Here is a 19,791-nt window from a genome sequence, read left to right as displayed (position 1 = left end):
ATACGATTTGGGTCTTTTGCAAAGGGCGGGAAGCGTATGGCAGGCAATTCATATAAAAAAGCCGCCGGCCAAAGGGCCGACGGCTCTGATTAGTTCGTCAATTGTTACGCCAGACCGGCAAGTTTTTGTTTGACCGATGCGAGTTTTACGCAGGTCACAAATACTTGCATGGCAGCAACAACTTCGGGGACTGTTGGTACAGACGGGGCGATGCGAATATTGCGATCTTCCGGATCTTTACCATAGGGGTAGGTTGCGCCGGCGGGTGTTAATTTAACGCCGGCCTCCGCGGCCAGGCGGACAGTTTCTTTTGCGCAATTCTTGCGAGTATCAAACGACACAAAATAACCACCGACAGGTTTTTCCCATGCACCGAGATCGGTTCCATCAAAGGCGCTGGACAATGCACTCAGTACCGCATCGAAACGTGGATTTAACAAGGCAGCATGTTTTTGCATATGTTGCATCAATGCATCTTTGGTGGGTAAAAAGCGGGTGTGGCGGATTTGATTTACTTTGTCCGGCCCGATAGTGCAGGTATTCAGGAATTTTTTGAAACCCGCGAGGTTAGTCGCACTGGCTGCAACAAACGCAACGCCGGCACCTGCATGAGTGATCTTGGAGGTTGAGGCAAACTGGATAACAGAATCCTCTGTGCCGTTGCGACGCGTTGCGGCAAGAATGCTGGCTAATTGCGGTGCATTGGGCGTCAAGTCATGGACAGAATAGGCATTGTCCCAAAACACGCGAAAGTTGGGGCTGGCAATTTGGCCCAGTTTGGCGATGCGCTCAACAGTTTCGTCGCTGTAGACAACGCCCGTCGGGTTGGAATATTTCGGCACGCACCACATACCTTTGATGTTCTTATCTGCCTTGAGCAGCGCTTCAACGGTGTCCATATCCGGGCCGTTGGCGGTCATGGGCACATTCACCATGCTGATACCTAATTGCTCACAGACCGTGTAGTGACGGTCATAGCCAGGTACCGGGCACAGAAATTTGACTTCGCCTTCATTTTTCCAGGCGCTGGCCGCATCTTTCAGACCAAATTGATAGGCAGTCAGCATGACCTGAAACATCAAGGTCAGGCTGCTGTTGCCACCGACTAATACATTGGCGGCGTCAACATCCATGATATTTGCGCCCAATTGTTTGGCTTCTGGCAGGCCGTCGAGGCCGCCGTAGTTGCGGGTGTCAGTGCCGTCGGCGGCGGTGTAGTTGCCATTGAGAATTCCATCCAGTGCATCCGAGAGCGCCAACTGCTCTGCAGAGGGCTTGCCCCGGGTCAGATCCAGATTGAGTTTTTTATCGAGAATAGCTTGATAGTCGGCAGCCAGTTGGCTTTCCCACTGGCGCAATTGTTCCGGAGTCGCTTGATCCAGTTGCAAGGTCTTTACCTCAATGGTTGGTGATTGAATGGTTGTCAGGAGACAAAACGGCCGCATTATAACCGCTCACATAAATAATTACAGGTGATCAGGATCAAGTCGGGAGCAAGGGCGGGACCGGGCAATCCAATCCATCTGCCATTGCGCGAAATAATTCAGCTTCGGCAATAGAGACGACACCATCGTGCAGAATGCATTGACTCATGGCTTTTAAGAGCAGCGGTTTTTGCAGAGCTTTTACCTGATTTAATCGATCCAGGGCTTCATCCAGATGTGCAATTTTCACCACACTTTTCGGCAGAATATCTAACGCTGCCAGACGCAGGTTGTTAACACCAAGTTGAAAAGCATGTGCAGCCGCCTCGTCAGATGCGGCGCCTGCATAAGCGAGGACGCTCAGCAACAACTGACATTCATTCCGCATCTCGCGCAGATCATGTTGCCGGGAGATAACCTTTGGTTCCTGTAAATGATGAATGACGATGCGTTGCAGAGCCCACTCCATCAGATGGATTTTTTTATCCGCCTGAATCAGCAACTTGATACATCCTTTGAATGTCGCCGCCTGTTCCGGTGAAAGCTGCTTGAGTGTCGGCAGGCAAAGCTCAACCAGTGGAAGGCGTAAACGTTCGGATAATGCGCTACTCAGGCGCGCAATCTTTTGTAGGGCTGCAAGCTCTCTTGCCGGTATTTCTTTGGCCAATAGCTGCCACTGTCCTTGTTGTTGATCCGGTTTTTTACTCAGCAACAGCCCGTAGATAAGCGCTCGTGCGGAAAACGGATCATGGGCTGCTTCGCGAATCGCCTCATTGAGGGTGGCGAGAGTCTGTTGTGCGTAATCGATATGCGCAGTATCGGGCTGCCCGATATGCGCAAGTGTTGCATCAATATCGATAGATTGTTTGCGGCTTATTTCAGCAAATTGGGCGCTGCCAACCGTTTGCTGAACACTATCATCATCTGCTGGCCGGTTGTTTGTGAGTGTGATTTCGACCTGTGGATACTGCCCATTCCAACGGGGTTCTATGCGCTTTATACGTTGATCAAGCGGAGGATGCGTAGCCATCAATGCATTAAATGCCGTGCTCACACCTTGGCTGAAATACATATGGCTGAATTCAGCCGCATTAGCAGACTCAAGTTTTGAACCACTGACATAGCCGCCTATTTTTTTCAATGCACCGGAAATACCACCGGGATTGCGTGTGAATTGGACGGCGGAGGCATCCGCTAAAAATTCCCGCTGGCGACTGACGGCGGCTTTGATCATGTTGCCGAAAAATGTACCGCCATAACCGACCACCATCAATGCCATGCCAACACTCAAAAACGCGGCGGATGATTTATCGCGGCTGGAACGAAATATCCGGCGCTGACCGGTGCTGCGCACCATGTAATGCCCGATGAGGCCAATCAGCAAAATGCCGTTGAGCAATGCCACCAGGCGGATATTCAGGTTCATATCACCGTGAAAAATATGACTGAATTCATGGGCAACCACGCCTTGCAGCTCATCGCGATTTAACAGGCGAATGCATCCGCGCGTAATACCAATTACGGCATCTTGTGGTGTGTGGCCGGCGGCGAATGCGTTGATGGCATCATCTTCTATCAGATAAACCGGGGGCACCGGCGTGCCGGAAGCAATGGCCATCTCCTCGACAATATTAAGGATTTTTTTCTCATCGGCGTCGCTGGCATTGATATTAATCAAGCGGCCGCCCATGGCTTCCGCCACGACCCTGCCGCCGCTACGTAACTGGATTAACTTATAAGCGCTGCCGGCAAAGACGACACCGCAGATTATCAGCGTCATCCATCCCAATAGTTCCCAACTCAGCGTGTTAAACAGTCCTTGCCACAACCCGGTATGTTGAGCTTCATATAAATGACCGGTATACCCATCCTGTAAATAAAAGATGATGAATGCAAAGAGTAGGGTGGTGATAAGAATCAGTGAAAGGACCGCAGCGCACAATAAAAGAATAAGGCGTTTGGTATTGCGACGCGCCAGATCCTGTTGCTCAAAAAAGTTCATGGATGGTGTTCCTGCGGATAAGTGGCCGAGGAGATCGTCCTGATAATCTTCCTTCTTTATATATAGCTATTTTTTTCTGCCAGTTCGGCCCGCCACGACAGCGGGCACAATGATCGCAGGATTTAAAATGCAACCTTGGGTGCAGCCTGAATTTCTGCCGAATCGGCGAATTCCAGCAGGGCGGCATCTTCGCTGTGGCCAAACATATTGGCGAAGAAAACCGGTGGGAAAGTTTGTCTGTAGGTGTTGTAGGCCGTCACCGCATCGTTGAAAGCCTGCCGCGAAAAGGCGACTTTATTTTCTGTGCTGGTGAGTTCTTCGGAAACCTGCATCATATTTTGTGATGCCTTCAGGTCAGGATAGGCTTCCATCACCACATTCAAGCGACCCATGGCATTGGTTAGTAAATTTTCGGCACCGGCTAATTGTTGCATGGCGCTGGCACTGCCGGGTTCCGCTGCGGCAGCTTTCAATCCCGCCATGGCCTGGTTGCGCGCACTGATGACGGCTTCCAGGGTTTCGCGTTCGTGTTTCAGATAAGCTTTGGCGGTCTCGACGAGATTAGGAATCAGATCATAGCGGCGTTTGAGCTGGACTTCGATTTGGGAAAAAGCATTTTGGTAGCGATTTTTTAACGTAACCAGCTTGTTGTAGATGCCGATAACATAGAACACCACAATAGCAATAATCACCAGTGTCACAATGGTCGAGATCATAGCCTTATCCCCGAAAGTTGTTGTTGTGCATCCAATACTAGCACGTCAATGCGGAATTGCTGCTTTATCGATCTGCCGCCGGGCGCATTCATACTGAGGTGTGACTCGCGCCTCAATTGATATATTCAAATACGCGCACGACTTTTCTAACACCACCCGTGGTCCGCGCGATATCCGTCACGATTTCGGCTTCGCGGCGGGATACCATGCCCATTAAAAACACCGTTTTAGCTTCAGTGATTACCCGGACTCTGCTGTTGTCGATCTCTTTGTTGGCGATCAGTTTGGTTTTGATCTTGGTGGTTAACCAGGTGTCGTAAGTGCGCGTGGACATAGGCACATAGGGGCCGACTTGTAACTCATTGTGGAGTTGGCGAACAGTGCTGATCTTATTCACGGTGTCACTCGCCAGCTGGCGTAAATCATTGGAGGCAACCTGACCGGTTAACAACACTACGCCGTTGTGACTGTTGACGATGATGCGAGCATCGGCCAAACCGGGATGCGCCTTGATCATATTCACCATGGCAATGGTTTCGATATTCCGATCATCTATCGTGGCGCCGACAGTGCGCTTGCCGGGGTGAACATAAATGGGTTCGCTGGTTGTTGCTTCAATCAAGCGTGCGCAGCCGCTAAATAACATAACGAACGCAAGCAGAATCAGCGTTGGAGAAAACTTCAGCATGTTCAATGACTCCCGAATAGCTGCTGATCAATCAAATCACACAAGCAAAATAATGTTAGTAGATGCACTTCGTGAATTCTGGGGTGAGAGCCCAGCGGTACGCGCAATTCCAGGTCATTGACATCCAACAACGCGGGGATATCCCCGCCATCGCGACCGGTAAGGGCTATCACCTGCATCTCTTTATCATGGGCGGCGCTGATGGCTTGCAATAAATTACTGCTGTTTCCACCCGTAGTCAGCAACAGTAAAACGTCGCCCGGCTGGCCGAGTGCGCGGATTTGTTTAGCATAGATATCGTTAAAACTGTAATCGCTGGCGATGGCGGTTTGGGTGGTGATGTCACCACCCAGGTTGAGCGCGGGTAAACCTGGCCGTTCCTGTTCAAAGCGATTGACCAGGCTGGCGGTAAAGATTTGTGCTTGTGCGGCGGATATACCATTGCCACAGGTCAGAATTTTCTTCTCATCAAGCAGCGCGTGAACAATGATGTGACTGGCGCTGGCAATCAGCGGCGCAAGGCTTTCACCCGCTTGCATCTTGGCTTCGATGCTTTCGTGAAAAAGGGTAATCACCCGTTGATCCATAATGCTGTTCCGCTGAAGGAGTAAACGACTGCGCGCAGGTTAATCAATGATGGCGCATGGAGCAAGGTTTGCAGAACATCAGGCAGCGTTGAAGGCGCTTTTAATCCAGTCAATGCTCGCCGTCTGCATACCATCGAGCGCGATCACGTCAAAGCGACAGGGGACTTTGTCGGTGAGTTTGCGGGTTAGCAAAAAATATTGTGCCGCGCGGGTGATTTTATGTTGCTTGCGGTAATTCACGCTCTCCGCCGCCTGGGTAAAAAAGCGATTGCTGCGCAGGCGCACCTCCACAAACACCAACATATTCCCATCGCGCATGATGAGATCAATCTCGCCGGCCGCACAGCGATAATTCCGCTCGATACAAACCAGCCCTTGCCCCTGAAGAAATTGTTCTGCCAATCGTTCGGCCTGCGCACCGCGTGCCGATTTATTCGTATCCTTACGGGAAAAAGTCATGATTTACTCGATATAAGTTTCAGCAACGACCGTCGGAAGTGGCTGCGCTACACCATTGCGTATACGCGCCCAGATTTGCTCGCGCTCGATTCTGCCGTCAGGCAATAAATGCAAAGCGCCTGTTGCGCCATAGATACGCATCTCCGGCACTTGCGCCAGTTGGGGCAGGCGCGGATAGAGACGGAATGCATCGATGCCCAGCGCATGTAAGCGGCTGTAAATAGCCGAGGATTGGGTATTCTGATCAATCATTTTTTTCTCTGGGCTTTGGTTGTCGAACAGCCAGGGCATAGTGTTGAAACGAATTCCATTGAGGTCGCGGTCAATGCCGGGGTTGGGTATGCCGGAATAAATATGACTGGTTGCATAAACGGGAATATGGCCAGCGTAATGAAATGCCAGCGTAGGTTTTACCTGACGTGCCTGGGCCGGATCGGCGATCAGAAAGATCATATCCACATCCTGCCGGCGCCGTGCTTCAAACTGCAAATTGGTGCCCAGACGCCGCTCCAGTTCCACGGCGCGAGCCTGGCTTTGCTCAATTTGCATCGAGCTTTTGATCACCCGTGAATAATCACCCGTACCGATAAACTGGCTGGTGTTAACGACGGTGCCCCCCAGTTTTTGCCATTCCTCCGTAAATGCCTTGGCACTGCGCTCGCTCCAATCCTGCGAGGGAATCATAACCATCGCAAAGCGGTGGCCCTCAAGGTACGCCTGCCGTGCTACCTGGCGCGCCTCGTCTTCGGCAGCCAGACCAAATTGATAAAGTCCCTGAACCGGTGTTACCGGTTGCGTATCCGGATAATTCAGCGTCAGCACCGGTACGGGAAGGGAAGGCATTAAACTCAGTTCGGCCACCTTTTCTTTTTCCAGTGGACCAATGATTAACTCGGCCCCTTCGCTGACCGCCTGTTCGTAGGCTGTTAATACATCACCACTGCTGTCGTATTGACGAATCAAGGGCATCAGCGGACGTTCCTTGCTGGCGCGGTAGTAAGCCGCAAAGAAACCATCGCGAACGGCTTCACCGGCTTTGGCCAGGCGTCCCTGTAGCGGCAACAGTAACGCGATCTGGCGTGGCTGGTTGTCGATTAAGGTACGCAGTAATTGCAAATCACTGGGAAGGTTTTGGTTGGCAGGATGGCTGGGCCATTGCGCCCGCCAGGCATCCACCTGGGCCTGCTGTCGTTCCAGGTTGGTTTGGTTGTTCTTGCTCAGTGCGGCAAGGCTGTACCAGCCGCGCAGGGTTTCATCCGTTTCGTTTTGACTGCGCTCCTGTAGCTCGCCCTGCGACATGGTCATCAGGGTTTGCCAGATCTCTTCGCGGTTGCGGGCTTCTTCCTCCAGATCCGTCAGCAAGGCAGCCAGGGTTATACGCTCGCGCACGCTATTATGCGTCTCACCTAACAGCGCAAAGACCTGCGCGCGCTTCTGGCGGAGGCGGATCTCAACCTGAGGGTCAAGGCGTTGCCACTGTCGTTCAAGCCGCACGTTGGTTAGAATGCCCTGCGTCAGAAAATAGGAGCCATCTTCCAGGGCGACATTGCTCAACAGATCGACATACTTGATATAAGCATCGTCTTCCAGCGTGCCCGCATCCATCCCGGTCAACAGGTTACGCGCCCAGTCATAATCTTTGCGTTCGATCAATAATTCTGCCGCCTGCAGCATGAGCCTTTCCCGTTCGGGTGATGTACTTTGGCTGGCTTGTTCGAGCAGGGGTTTGACTTTAGGGGCGGTGGAACTGGTTGATCCTGGGGCGTCGGTGGTGGGCTGGCTGCTACAGCTCGCCAGAATGAATGCCAGAAGCGCGATCAACGCGCCGGTTATTCCACGATTCAGCATGCCCAACACTCTCCTGACATATTGCCGTTACAGAAAAAATAGAGAACGAATAATGACCAATAGTGCTTCGACATCAACTACATCTTCAATGTCCACGACAGGAATACTGTATGTCGTCGCCACACCCATCGGCAATTTGGCCGATATGGTACCGCGAGCGGTGGAAGCACTACAAACAGTTGCACTCATTGCAGCGGAAGATACTCGACACAGTTCGCGTTTGCTGGCTCATTTTGACATTAAAACACCGACCGTTGCCTATCACGACCACAGTGACGATCAGCGCACTGAGCAAATACTTCAGCGTCTGCTCAATGGTGAAAGCGTTGCGCTGATATCTGACGCAGGCACGCCGCTGGTATCTGACCCGGGTTATCGCCTGGTGCGTCACGCGCGGCAGCGGGGTATTCAAGTGGTTCCGGTACCGGGTGCCTGTGCCATGATTGCAGCGCTGTCGGCGGCGGGGCTGCCCTCGGATCGTTTTGCGTTTGAAGGGTTTCTCCCCGCAAAACAAACGGCCCGTTGCAATGTGTTGCAATCCTTGGTTAATGAAACCCGCACGCTCATTTTCTATGAAGCCCCGCATCGCATATTGGAAACGTTGCAAGATGTCGCGCAGATTTTTGGTGCGGAACGCGAGGTGGTGCTCGCGCGTGAGTTAACCAAAACTTTTGAAACGATTCGCGGCGGCGCGGTAGGGGAAATGGCCGACTGGGTCGCCAGCGACACCAATCAGCAGCGAGGGGAAATTGTGTTGCTCATTCACGGTGCCATAGCGCCGGCGGCCAAGGATATGGGAACGGAATCCGAGCGTGTGATGCGCGTTCTGCTGGAAGAGTTACCGATAAAACAGGCGGCGAGTTTAGGTGCAAAGCTGACCGGTTTAAAAAAGAATTTTTTGTATCAGTGGGCGTTGGAAAATAGTAAAAAAGAATAGCGGAAGTAAAGCGGCAGCTAATTGCCGGAGCAAATTTTCTGGTGGAAAACTGACTCCGGCAATCGTATTACTTACGGTTAAAACCTGAAGGTGCCCTGTAATGCAATCGTTCTGGGCCGCTCATAAAACGCGTAATAACCGGTACCAGTACCGCCGGTGAGGATGCTGGCAACCGGCAGACCGTTGGCATAGGTCACGACGTTTTCATCAGTCAGGTTCTTGCCGATCAACGCCAATTCCCAGATGTTGTCTGCATCACTGAGTGCAATACGCGCATTGACTTTCATAAACGCGTCCTGCTTCAGTTTGGGATCAAGCGACGGTGTGGTCAGGTATTCATCGCTGAAGATCAAGTCCAGGGTGCTGCTCAGCTCCAATCCGCCACTGGCAAAGCTGAAGGTGTGATCAATCCCCAGGTTGCCTTGATACTCCGGTGTGAATTCACGGCGCGCACCGCCGGCATCACAGAAATTGTCGCCAATGGGAGCAATGTTATCAGTCTGGCCAAAATAACATTGGGAATTGGGAAACTTATCGTATTCAAAATCCAGATAAGCAGCACCGCCGCGAACCAGAATCGTATCCGTTAACGCCCAGCGTCCATCGATTTCCAGGCCTTGCACAATCGCTTCAGCGGCGTTAGTTACGTTGAAGCTCACACCGCCATCAAACTGACTGGTTTGCATATCGCTAAATTCGGAACGGAACAATGCTAGGTTAACTTCCGCCGCACCGCCGGCCAGGGTGAACTTTCCACCCAGTTCATAATTCGTCACTTCTTCGTCTTCGAATTCGAAGGTGCCGGTGATCGGTACGGGTGAACCGCTGCTGGTATTGAATGCATAATTATTGCCTGCGCCGGGTGCGGCGTTGGCGCGAACGTCAAAACCGCCAGACTTGAAGCCAGTGGTATAGCTGAGGTAAATCATGTCTGTGGAATTCAGGTCATATTGCAAATTCACTTGCGGGCTGAACCCTGACTCACTCCGATCACCTTGCACGGTGGGATACGGCTCAATATTAAACAGACCGAACAATACGTTATACGGATCAGCCGGTGTGCCCACAGGCAGTTCTGTTCCCGCTGGACTGACATGGTACTGCCTGCGACTGGCCTCCTTATCTTCCTCGGTATAACGTCCGCCCAAGGTCAAATGCCAGCTATCAGAGATGTTCCATGTCACCTGCGCGAAGATCGCAGCCAGATCACTTTCCTGGTCAAAATTACGATTGCTGGATGCCCCTTGAATTGCCGGATTAACGGCGATGCCCAGCAAGCTATCGGAGGGAACGCCGATAACATCATCAAATTTCAAATCGCTGCTTTGAAAGAACACACCGCCGATATAGCTGATGGTGCCGTCTGTAGGGGATGCGATACGCAATTCCTGGCTGACTTGTTCGTAGTCTTCCTCGGAGCTGACGTTAAAAATCGGCAAGCCGACAAAGTCACAATCACACAGCTCTTCATAGTTATAGGCGTTATAGCCAGTTACCGACGTAAAGGTGTGATCGCCGAAGCCGGTTTCTATGGTGAGTGTTGCGTTTTCAGTATCGTTGTAACTGTAATCACCGTTGGATTGACGTTTGTAATCCTGTTGCGTATCCAGAACGTAAGTTCCACCGGTTAATGCAGAAAGCACATTGGCGTAGGGCACGGCGCCGGCAACCGGCAATTCAACCGGGCGTACCACTTCAATGTTGCGGCCATCGCTGTCAAAGGAACCATCTTCCAGTTTTAAGGTGATGTCCCAATTATCAGTAGGTTTCCAGGCGAGCGTGCCACGAATTACCCGCTCTTCATCGCGCGACTCATCCCGGCCTAATGTTGTATTTTCAAAATAACCATCCGTCGTGCGATCCAGCAGCGCAACGCGTGCAGACAGTGTGTCGGTCAGTGGACCTGAAACTACAAAGCGCAGATCTTCTTCATCGTATTCCGGTTCATAAAGGGCTGTAATCTTGGCCTCGAACTCGTCGGTAGGTTTAGCTGTGGTGATACTGATTGCACCAGCGGTACTGTTCTTGCCAAACAAAATACTCTGCGGACCGCGCAACACTTCGACTCGCTCTATGTCGAGGAAGGGCGCGCGCGCCAGTTGTGCGCGACCGAAATGTACGCCGTCGACAAATTGCGCAGCGGATTGCTCAAAACCCTGGTTTACGCCGGAGGTAATACCGCGAATGGAAATGTTGGTGCCGATACCCGTTTGGGTCATGTTAAAGCTGGGAATGTAGTCCGCCATGCGCTCAATGCTGGTGATGCCATCTTTTTCCAGCTTTTCACCGCCGATGGCGTTAACCGATATGGGAACATCTTTAAGACTTTGCACGCGTTTTTGCGCGGTGACCAGCACTTCCTCTAATGCCGGTGTTTGCGCAGTGGCTGTATGGCTGATGGCGTAGCCGGCGATGAGTGCGGTAAGTAAACTCAGTTTGTAACCCTTCACGTTAGTATTCTCCTGAACTTTTTATTTGATACATGCAAACTGATAAACGATGTCCGGATGGACAAGGATTGAAATTCGTTTCTGGATTCTCCCAATAACTTTTTATTTTTTTGCCAGCGCGAATGACCGGCTAATGATATTGAAAGATGTTGTCGAGTTGATAGCTTATTTCACTAAAAGTAGCAGTGAAGTAAACTTTTTGCTGGCTTTTTCAACGTTTGTGCAATTTTTGGCGCCAGACAATAACAAAGGAATGGTGTTTACAGGAGCGATGGCGTTTACGCTTCGACTCTTGCACTTTTTTTTTCGCGCAGTTACTGTGGCCGCTCGGAGTCGGCCCGACAGTCGCTTCGGTGTTAACTGCACAGTTCTCTTGAGTGCTGTCTGGTGCATCGGGGAGGAAAGTCCGGGCTCCACAGGGTAGAGCGCCAGGTAACGCCTGGGGGGTGTGAACCCACGGAAAGTGCAACAGAAAGTAAACCGCCTAAGTATCCTTCGGGATGCCGGTAAGGGTGAAAGGGTGCGGTAAGAGCGCACCGCGCAGCTGGTAACAGTCTGCGGCACGGTAAACCCCGCTCGGAGCAAGACCAAATAGGAACCCGATGGTGCGACCCGTACCGGGTTCGGGTAGGTTGCTTGAGGTATGTGGTGACACATATCCCAGATGAATGACTGTCCACGACAGAACCCGGCTTACAGGCTGACTCCGAATTACTTTCCTCACCAGGTGTTGGTTAGAACACATTCCTCTATAGACTTTCATTTTCAATACAAAATAATCACTTTCTTAATGTAATACATTAAGTTTGCCTCCTATCCTCTTGTATTTTGGCTAACTCCTCTCAAATCCTGATTTCGCTTTTCGCCAAAACCCTGTTTATACCCACAGTTATTAGGTTTTTTCTCTACAAAATCCCGTCACATCCGCGCCATTGCTGGCTTGACTTTGCTTTTGCCGCATTTATAGTGTGCTCGTGGGAAAAAGTGGTTAATAGTGGTTTTTTGTGGAAATTAAGTCCATCAAGTGGTGAAAAGTGTTCACAGGTAGTCATTCCATCAGCATGGACCCCAAGGGTCGCATGGCGATACCGACGCGCATCCGCGAGGCGTTGGCGGAATCCTGTGCTGGCCGTTTGGTGGTGACTGCCCATACCCAGGACCGCTGTTTGCTGGTTTACCCCGAGCCCGAGTGGCTGGAGTTGCTGCCGCAGATCGAGGCTTTACCCAGTTTCAATAAGGCGGCGCAGCGCGTTAAACGCATCATGATCGGTTATGCAACCTTGCTTGAGGTTGATGGTAACGGTCGCATCCTGGTGCCGCCCACGCTGCGCGAATACGCCAATCTCGATAAAAAGATGATGTTGGTCGGACAAGGTAAAAAATTGGAGTTGTGGAGCGAGGACAGTTGGGCTGCGCTCTTGAATGAGCCTGCCGACGATGAGCTGCCCGAAGAAATGCTGTCGCTTTCGCTGTAGGAGCCATCTGTGACTGAATCTGCCCATATCACGGTGCTTCTTAAGGAAGCCGTCGACGCCTTGGTGACTGACCCGAACGGTTTTTATGTCGACGGCACCTTTGGTCGCGGCGGTCACAGCCAATTGATACTGCAAACCTTATCGCCTCAGGGGCAATTGCTGGCTATTGATAAAGACCTTGCTGCTGTTGCCGTTGCGCGTAAGCGATTTGAACAGGATGCGCGTTTTGAGATTGCCCACAGTTCATTTGCCGATCTGGCTGAACTGGTTGCCGCACGCAACATGACCGGAAAAGTAACCGGTTTGTTGCTGGATTTGGGGGTGTCTTCCCCGCAGTTGGATGAAGCTGAACGAGGGTTCAGTTTTCAACAGGATGGTCCGCTGGATATGCGCATGGACCAAAGTCGCGGCCAGAGCGCGGCGGATTGGGTTAACAGTGCAGAAGAGAGTGAAATTGCCCAGGTGTTAAAGGATTACGGTGAGGAACGATTTGCCAAACGCATGGCGCGCGCCATTGTCGCTGAACGGCAAAAGCAGCTCATTACCACCACGGCGCGATTGGCAGAGATTGTGAAAGAAGCGAACCCGGCGTGGGAAAAAGGAAAGCATCCCGCGACCCGCGCATTCCAGGCAATTCGCATCAAGGTCAATGCGGAATTAACCGATCTGGACGCGGTGTTGGAGCAGGCGCTTAAGGTTTTGGCAGTGGGCGGCAGATTAGTGGTGATCAGCTTCCACTCCCTTGAGGATCGCGTTGTGAAGCGTTTTATCCGTCGTCAGGAGCAGGGCGATCAGTTGCCGCTTGGTGTACCGGTGCGCGATGAACAATTGAATAAACGCTTGCGCAGTTGTGGCAAAGCCATCCGCGCGAGCGACCTGGAAGTCAATGCGAATCTCCGTTCGCGAAGCGCCATCATGCGCGTTGCGGAAAAATTGCAGTAGCCGATTCGGCTCGGCGAAGCAGTAAAAAATACAAACATCAAAAGATATTTTTAATAAACCACCACAAGGCTGACATGAAACAAACCGCTCGCCATTCTGCCAAGCCCATCGCACCCGGTGCGCTGCTGGCGGCTGCGCTCTTGTGGTTGGCGGTTATCGCGTCGGCACTGGCGGTTGTCGCTTCGACACATCAAGTGCGCAAACAAACCAATACCCTCGAAACCCTGCGTCGCGAAGCTGCTCAATTGCAGGTGGAGTGGGGTCAATATTTGTTGGAGCAGAGCACCTGGGCTTCCTACAGTCGTGTGGAGGCTATCGCCACTCAACAGTTGGGTATGTTCCCCGCTACTGCAGAACGCATCGTGATGGTGAATAACCATGAATAGTTCTGTGAATTCCACTATCGCCGATTCGCGCACACTAAAAGTGGCGCGTTGGCGATTCTACAGCGTTGCGTTGGTCATGACGGCCGCTACGCTGGCGTTGATCTGGCACGTAGCCAGTTTGCAAGTGTTGCCTGACACCGACAAAGGTTTTGAATTTTTGCAAAACCAGGGGCAGTCTCGCACCTTGCGCACCGAACCTATTACGGCTTATCGCGGCGTTATCACCGATCGCAACGGTGAACCTCTGGCGGTCAGTACGCCGGTGGCTTCCTTGTGGGCAAATCCAAAAGTTTTGTTGCAGGCGCCGCAGCACTGGGCGGAATTATCCCAAGCGCTGGGTTGGAATAAAGCGGAACTGGAATCGCGGCTTGCACGCTACAGCAGCCGCGAATTTATGTATCTGCAGCGCCATCTGCCACCGCAGGCAGCCGAAACGATTTTGGCTTTGGATATTCCCGGCGTGTACAGCCAAACCGAATACCGTCGTTATTATCCGGCCGGTGATGTGACGGCGCATCTGGTGGGTATGACGGATATTGATGATCGCGGCCAGGAAGGAATGGAGCTGGCTTACGATGCCTGGCTGTCCGGTGAAAACGGCGCAAAAGAAGTCTTAAAGGATTTGCACGGGCGCACGGTTAAAGAATTGCAACTGATCAAGTCCGCCAGGTCCGGGCAAAGTCTTACCTTGAGTATCGATTTGCGCTTGCAGTATCTCGCGCATCGCGAATTAAAAAATGCGGTCGAGGAAAGCGGCGCGCGCGCGGGTTCGCTGGTTATCCTGGACGTTGTTACCGGTGAAGTATTGGCGATGGCTAACCAACCTTCCTACAACCCTAACGATCGTAGTCATGCCAAAGGCGCTGCTTTGCGCAACCGTGCAATTACCGACGTGTATGAGCCGGGGTCGACCATGAAACCCCTGGCGGTCATGGCTGCGCTGGAGTCGGGAAAATTTAAACCCAATGATGTTATCAACACCAGTCCCGGTTATATCCAGGTGGGCAGTAAAACCCTGAAAGATTTACACGATTACGGGACATTGGATCTGTCGATGGTCATCGCAAAATCCAGCCAGGTTGGTATGACCAAACTTGCGTTGGAACTGGAGCCGCACATCATCCGTGATATGTACGCGCGCCTGGGTATCGGCCAGACCACCGGTACCGGTTTTCCCGGCGAAGGTTCTGGCCTATTGCCTGCCCATGCACGCTGGCGACCAATTCAGCGCGCAACGCTGGCTTACGGTTACGGCATGAACGTCACGGTATTGCAACTGGCGCAAGCATATAGCGTGATCGCCAGTGGCGGCCTCAAACGTCCGGTGTCGTTGTTGCGTGTTGATAGCGAAGCTGCAGGAGAGCGTGTCGTGGCTGAACATTACACGCAAGACATCGTCACTATGTTGAAGCGCGCCGCCACCGAAGGTACCGCAACCCGCGCACGCGCAATTTCCTATACCGTCGCCGGCAAAACCGGAACTGTGCATAAAGTCGGTGCTCACGGTTACGAAGAGAAGCGTTATATGTCCTCATTTGCCGGCATGGCACCGGCCGACAATCCGCGCATTGTGGCGGTTGTCGTAATTGATGAGCCAGATGCATCGAAATATTTCGGTGGCCTTGTCGCGGCGCCGGTGTTTTCCAAAGTGGCGGAAGGTGCTCTGCGTATGATGCAGATCCCGCCGCAGCCCCTGGTGCCACCCAAATTGGCGTCACCAAAAATAATGTCGCCCAATATGGCCGTGCAACCCAAAAAAGAAGAACGCAAACCTCATGGGAGGCCCGTAACGTGATGGCGGTGGAATCCCAATCTTTTGCTGTAACCCTCGCACAGCTTTTGCCGCAAACAGAATTGGCAAAAGCTGCGCCCGTTGTGGTGTCCGGTTTAACCCTGGATACACGGCAGTTAAATCAGGGCGATGTATTTATTGCACTCGGCGGCAGCCAGTTCGATGGCCGTCACTTTATCGCCACCGCGATTGAGCGCGGTGCGGTCGCGGTGTTAGTGGAAGCCGATAAAGATTGGCAAGGTATTGATTGGTTGGGATCGGTGCCGGTCATTGCGGTGGAAAATCTCGCGCAACAGGTGAGTGCTATTGCCGGACGTTTTTATGGTGATCCCAGCGCGCACTTTCGGCTGGTGGGCATTACCGGTACTAACGGTAAGACCACCTGTAGCTTACTGTTGGGTCAACTGAGTGCTTTATTGCATGAGTGCGCAGGCGTTGTGGGAACGGTCGGTTATGGCGTGCTGGATGCAGCGGCCCTTGCGCCTTTTTCCCAACAATTGAACGCACTGACCTCCACCGGATTAACGACGCCGGATGCGGTTCGCTTGCAACATATTTTTGCGCAATTGCGCGATCGTGCCGTTGCTGAGGTGGCTATAGAGGTGTCATCCCACAGCTTGCAACAAGGACGCGTCGCCGGATTGCATTTTGAAACCGCCATCTTTACCAATTTGACGCAAGATCATCTGGATTATCACGGCGACCTTGCGAGCTACGGCAAAGCAAAACAGTTGTTGTTGCAAATGCCTGGCTTGCGTTACGCCATCATCAATGCCGACGATGAGTGGGCTAAAAGTTTATTGGAAAAAATACCCGCCGATGTGCAGCCTTTCCGTTATTCATTGCGCGATGTCGACGCGGATGTGTTTGCAAAAGATATTGCGCTCACCGGTTCCGGAGCCAAAGTAACACTGGTTACCCCCTGGGGCGTAGGTGAGTTCCACAGCCATCTGATGGGTGCTTTTAATCTCAGCAACTTGTTGGCTGTGATTACGGCTGCTTGTGTCGGCGGTGCGTCCCTGGCTGATGTGCTCCTGGCCATTCCGCAACTGCAACCGGCACCGGGCCGCATGCAGGCGGTGGTGCTTGAACAATCCCAGCAAGACATCAATGTCATTGTTGATTACGCGCACACACCGGATGCTTTGGAAAATACATTGAAAGCCATTCGTGAGCATAACCCCGGCCGAGTATGGACGGTATTTGGTTGCGGCGGTGATCGCGATAGAACCAAGCGACCGCTAATGGGCCGCATTGCAGAACGCTTTAGTGATTATGTCATTGTGACCAACGACAACCCGCGCACCGAAGACCCGGCGATCATCGCGGCAGAGATTTTACGTGGTATGCATAACACCCACGGTTGTCTGGTGATTGCCGAGCGAGCCCAGGCCATTGACCTTGCTGTCCAGCAAGCCAAGGCGGGAGATGTGGTATTGATTGCGGGTAAAGGTCACGAAGATTATCAAATCTTCGCCACACAAACCTTGCCATTCAGCGATGTAAAACAGGCGCGTCTTGCATTGCAGCGACGTATAGCACGGCGTGAAGCAGACGAGGAGCTGAAGTCATGATGATGCCACTGACATTGGCGCAAATGGCCGACCAGATGCGTACCTCTCTCGGCGCCACGTTACATAACGGTGACGTGAGTTTTTCCCGTGTAACCACCGATACGCGTCAGTTACAAGCTGGCGATTTATTTGTCGCCCTGCGCGGAGAGCGTTTCGATGCCCATGATTTCCTGGCTGAAGCTGCGGCAAAAGGTGTGTGTGGTGTGGTGGTAGAAAGTTTTGATGCAAATGTTGCATTGCCACAGCTGGTTGTCACTAACACGATGCTGGCGCTGGGACAAATTGCCGCCTGCAATCGCGCAGCTTTTAGCGGGCCGTTAATTGCGATTACCGGAAGCAGTGGTAAAACCACGGTGAAAACCATGTTGACCTGCATCTTGCGCGAACGCGGAGCAGTGTTGGCAACGCAAGGAAATTTGAATAATCACATTGGTGTTCCGCTGACGTTATTACAGCTGGAGCCAAAACACGAATATGCCGTTATTGAAATGGGTGCTAGCGGTCTCGGTGAAATTGCTTATTTATGTTCGTTGGCGACGCCATCCATTGCCATGATCAACAATGTGATGCCGGCCCACATCGCCGGCTTTGGTTCTATCAATAACGTAGCCATCGCCAAGGCCGAAATTTATCAGGGCCTGATTGCCAATGGTGCAGCGATCGTCAATCTGGATGACCGTTACGCAGCACAGTGGTTGGCGCAGCTGACGGATAAGCAGGTGATCAAGGTGTCCTTGCAAAATGAATCGGCTGATTGTTTCGCGCGCGATATTAAAGTCACCGCCGATGGTGTGACTTTTGTGTTAGTGATTCGTCAGGAATCCATGTCTGTGCAACTGAACGCCCTGGGTGAGCACAGTGTGCGCAATGCATTAATGGCCGCCGCTTGTGCTTGCGCGGCAGGTGCGAACATCCAACAAATTCGCAACGGTCTGCAAAAATTTACCCCGGTGGCTGGGCGAATGACTCGCCAGACAGGCCTCAAGGGCATGCAAGTGATTGATGACAGTTACAACGCAAACCCGGGATCTGTGCGTGCGGCAATTGATGTGCTCGCAGCACAAGAGGGAACCCGCGTGCTGGTGTTAGGGGATATGGGAGAGCTGGGGAATGACGCCGAGCAACTGCATGCTGATCTCGGCACTTATGCGCGTGCGCGGGGCATTGATAAGTTGTTGACGGTTGGTGTGTTGAGTCAACACGCCAGTGAGGCATTTGCTGGTGCAGGTTTGGCCTCGGGTGCACAGCATTTTGCTGAGCAGCAAACGTTGATTTATGCCTTGGCGTCGATGGCGAATAAAAGCATGACTGTGTTGATTAAAGGCTCTCGCAGTGCCAAGACAGATTTAATCGTGCGCGCCTTGTGCGATTCATCAACCTCCACCGGAGAACCCCACTAATGCTGTATTGGCTCGCAGAATACTTACAAGAATATGTGCGCGGTTTTGCAGTGTTTCAATACCTCACCCTGCGCGCGATCCTGGGCGTGTTAACAGCGTTGGGAATTTCGCTGTTGTTGGGGCCTTGGGTGATTAAACGTTTGAACGCTATGCGCATCGGCCAAGCGGTACGGACAGACGGGCCGCAATCGCATTTGAGTAAATCCGGTACGCCGACCATGGGTGGGGCACTGATTCTGAGCGCGATTTTTATCAGCGCATTGTTGTGGTCGGATTTAAGTAATCGCTACGTGTGGGTGGTCATCATCGTCACTGCAATTTTTGGTGCGGTGGGTTGGGTAGATGATTATCGCAAGGTGGCCAAGCGCGACAGTCGCGGTTTGCCGGCGCGTTGGAAATATTTATGGCAATCCATCGCCGGCTTTGGTGCCGCGGTATTTTTGTTTTACACCGCCGCCAGTCCGGTGGAAACACAATTGTTTATCCCATTCTTTAAAAACGTCGCCATCGATCTGGGTTTGTTTTACATCGTGCTGACGTACTTTGTGATTGTGGGTTCGAGTAATGCGGTGAATTTAACGGACGGTCTCGACGGCCTGGCCATTATGCCCAGCGTTATGGTGGCGGCCGCACTGGGAGTGATTGCGTATCTGTCGGGGAATGTGAAGTTTGCCCAGTATTTGCAAATTGCCTACGTGGCCGGCGCCGGTGAATTAGTGGTTTTCTGTTGTGCATTGGTTGGTGCGGGTTTGGGTTTTCTCTGGTTCAACACTTATCCCGCACAGGTATTTATGGGCGATGTGGGCGCGTTGGCATTGGGCGCCGCACTGGGCGTGATTGCTGTGGTCATCCGTCATGAAATCGTGTTGTTCATTATGGGCGGCATCTTTGTGTTGGAAACCGTCTCGGTGATTCTACAGGTGGCGTCATTCAAGTTGACCGGTCGGCGAATATTTCGCATGGCACCCATCCATCACCATTTTGAATTAAAAGGTTGGCCTGAGCCGCGTGTCATCGTTCGTTTCTGGATCATTACGGTGATCCTGGTGTTGATCGGCCTGGCTACTTTAAAACTGCGTTAATTAAAGAATGTTTAAAGAGAGATGACTGT

The 19,791-nt window shown here is 52.1% G+C and carries 16 protein-coding genes and 1 other RNA gene; 9 read left to right on the top strand and 8 right to left on the bottom strand.

The features are described from left to right. Window positions 1-104 precede the first annotated feature (104 nt). From CBR65_RS08365 to CBR65_RS08335, 7 genes are all read right to left on the bottom strand, one after another. Window positions 105-1,388: an aminotransferase class I/II-fold pyridoxal phosphate-dependent enzyme gene (locus CBR65_RS08365; RefSeq protein WP_087468981.1), complete on the bottom strand. Its 1,284-nt coding sequence runs from the start codon at window positions 1,386-1,388 to the stop codon at window positions 105-107. 94 nt (window positions 1,389-1,482) lie between these two features. Beyond that, entirely contained in the window at window positions 1,483-3,426 is a 1,944-nt protein-coding gene (locus CBR65_RS08360; protein WP_087466439.1) for a M48 family metallopeptidase, read from the bottom strand. Between the two features lie 122 nt (window positions 3,427-3,548). Next, complete coding sequence (locus CBR65_RS08355; protein ID WP_087466438.1) at window positions 3,549-4,142, bottom strand: LemA family protein; 594 nt, start codon at window positions 4,140-4,142, stop codon at window positions 3,549-3,551. 112 nt (window positions 4,143-4,254) lie between these two features. Beyond that, window positions 4,255-4,830 carry a BON domain-containing protein gene (locus CBR65_RS08350; RefSeq protein ID WP_087466437.1) on the bottom strand — a complete coding sequence of 192 codons (576 nt, stop codon included), beginning with the start codon at window positions 4,828-4,830 and terminating at the stop codon, window positions 4,255-4,257. A gap of 2 nt (window positions 4,831-4,832) precedes the next feature. Further along, on the bottom strand, window positions 4,833-5,417 hold the full coding sequence (locus tag CBR65_RS08345) for an SIS domain-containing protein (RefSeq protein ID WP_087466436.1): 585 nt from the start codon (window positions 5,415-5,417) through the stop codon (window positions 4,833-4,835). Window positions 5,418-5,495: 78 nt separating this feature from the next. After that, complete coding sequence (locus tag CBR65_RS08340) at window positions 5,496-5,876, bottom strand: YraN family protein (protein WP_087466435.1); 381 nt, start codon at window positions 5,874-5,876, stop codon at window positions 5,496-5,498. A gap of 3 nt (window positions 5,877-5,879) precedes the next feature. Beyond that, complete coding sequence (locus CBR65_RS08335; protein ID WP_087466434.1) at window positions 5,880-7,724, bottom strand: penicillin-binding protein activator; 1,845 nt, start codon at window positions 7,722-7,724, stop codon at window positions 5,880-5,882. Between the two features lie 88 nt (window positions 7,725-7,812). Here CBR65_RS08335 and rsmI point away from each other — a divergent pair, with 88 nt between their 5' ends. Continuing rightward, window positions 7,813-8,661 carry a 16S rRNA (cytidine(1402)-2'-O)-methyltransferase gene (gene rsmI / locus CBR65_RS08330; RefSeq protein WP_198300961.1) on the top strand — a complete coding sequence of 283 codons (849 nt, stop codon included), beginning with the start codon at window positions 7,813-7,815 and terminating at the stop codon, window positions 8,659-8,661. Window positions 8,662-8,738: 77 nt separating this feature from the next. Here rsmI and CBR65_RS08325 read toward each other — a convergent pair whose 3' ends face one another. After that, the gene (locus CBR65_RS08325) at window positions 8,739-11,111 is read right to left on the bottom strand and encodes a TonB-dependent receptor (protein WP_232461398.1); all 2,373 of its coding nucleotides are present in this window, start codon (window positions 11,109-11,111) and stop codon (window positions 8,739-8,741) included. A gap of 329 nt (window positions 11,112-11,440) precedes the next feature. Here CBR65_RS08325 and rnpB point away from each other — a divergent pair. The 8 genes from rnpB to mraY all read left to right on the top strand — a co-directional run bounded on the left by rnpB (window position 11,441) and on the right by mraY (window position 19,762). Then, window positions 11,441-11,823, top strand: an RNA gene (rnpB, locus tag CBR65_RS08320) — RNase P RNA component class A. Between the two features lie 322 nt (window positions 11,824-12,145). After that, on the top strand, window positions 12,146-12,586 hold the full coding sequence (gene mraZ, locus CBR65_RS08315; RefSeq protein ID WP_087466432.1) for a division/cell wall cluster transcriptional repressor MraZ: 441 nt from the start codon (window positions 12,146-12,148) through the stop codon (window positions 12,584-12,586). 9 nt (window positions 12,587-12,595) lie between these two features. After that, complete coding sequence (rsmH, locus tag CBR65_RS08310) at window positions 12,596-13,528, top strand: 16S rRNA (cytosine(1402)-N(4))-methyltransferase RsmH (RefSeq protein WP_087466431.1); 933 nt, start codon at window positions 12,596-12,598, stop codon at window positions 13,526-13,528. Between the two features lie 74 nt (window positions 13,529-13,602). Then, window positions 13,603-13,914: a cell division protein FtsL gene (gene ftsL, locus CBR65_RS08305; protein ID WP_087466430.1), complete on the top strand. Its 312-nt coding sequence runs from the start codon at window positions 13,603-13,605 to the stop codon at window positions 13,912-13,914. After that, a complete protein-coding gene (locus CBR65_RS08300) occupies window positions 13,907-15,709 on the top strand; it encodes a penicillin-binding protein 2 (protein ID WP_087466429.1) in 1,803 nt (600 codons plus the stop codon). Before ftsL ends, CBR65_RS08300 begins: the two co-directional genes overlap by 8 nt. Then, window positions 15,709-17,280 carry a UDP-N-acetylmuramoyl-L-alanyl-D-glutamate--2,6-diaminopimelate ligase gene (locus CBR65_RS08295; protein ID WP_087466428.1) on the top strand — a complete coding sequence of 524 codons (1,572 nt, stop codon included), beginning with the start codon at window positions 15,709-15,711 and terminating at the stop codon, window positions 17,278-17,280. Before CBR65_RS08300 ends, CBR65_RS08295 begins: the two co-directional genes overlap by 1 nt. Beyond that, window positions 17,277-18,680 (top strand): UDP-N-acetylmuramoyl-tripeptide--D-alanyl-D-alanine ligase, encoded by a 1,404-nt coding sequence (gene murF / locus CBR65_RS08290; protein ID WP_087466427.1) that lies wholly within the window; start codon window positions 17,277-17,279, stop codon window positions 18,678-18,680. The genes CBR65_RS08295 and murF overlap by 4 nt, the downstream gene beginning before the upstream one ends. After that, entirely contained in the window at window positions 18,680-19,762 is a 1,083-nt protein-coding gene (mraY, locus tag CBR65_RS08285) for a phospho-N-acetylmuramoyl-pentapeptide-transferase (RefSeq protein ID WP_087466426.1), read from the top strand. The genes murF and mraY overlap by 1 nt, the downstream gene beginning before the upstream one ends. The last annotated feature ends 29 nt before the right edge of the window (window positions 19,763-19,791 follow it).

This window comes from Cellvibrio sp. PSBB006 (assembly GCF_002162135.1).
GTDB lineage: Bacteria > Pseudomonadota > Gammaproteobacteria > Pseudomonadales > Cellvibrionaceae > Cellvibrio.
The sequence above is the reverse complement of the archived record's forward strand: the minus strand, read 5'-3'. Positions and strand labels throughout refer to the sequence as shown.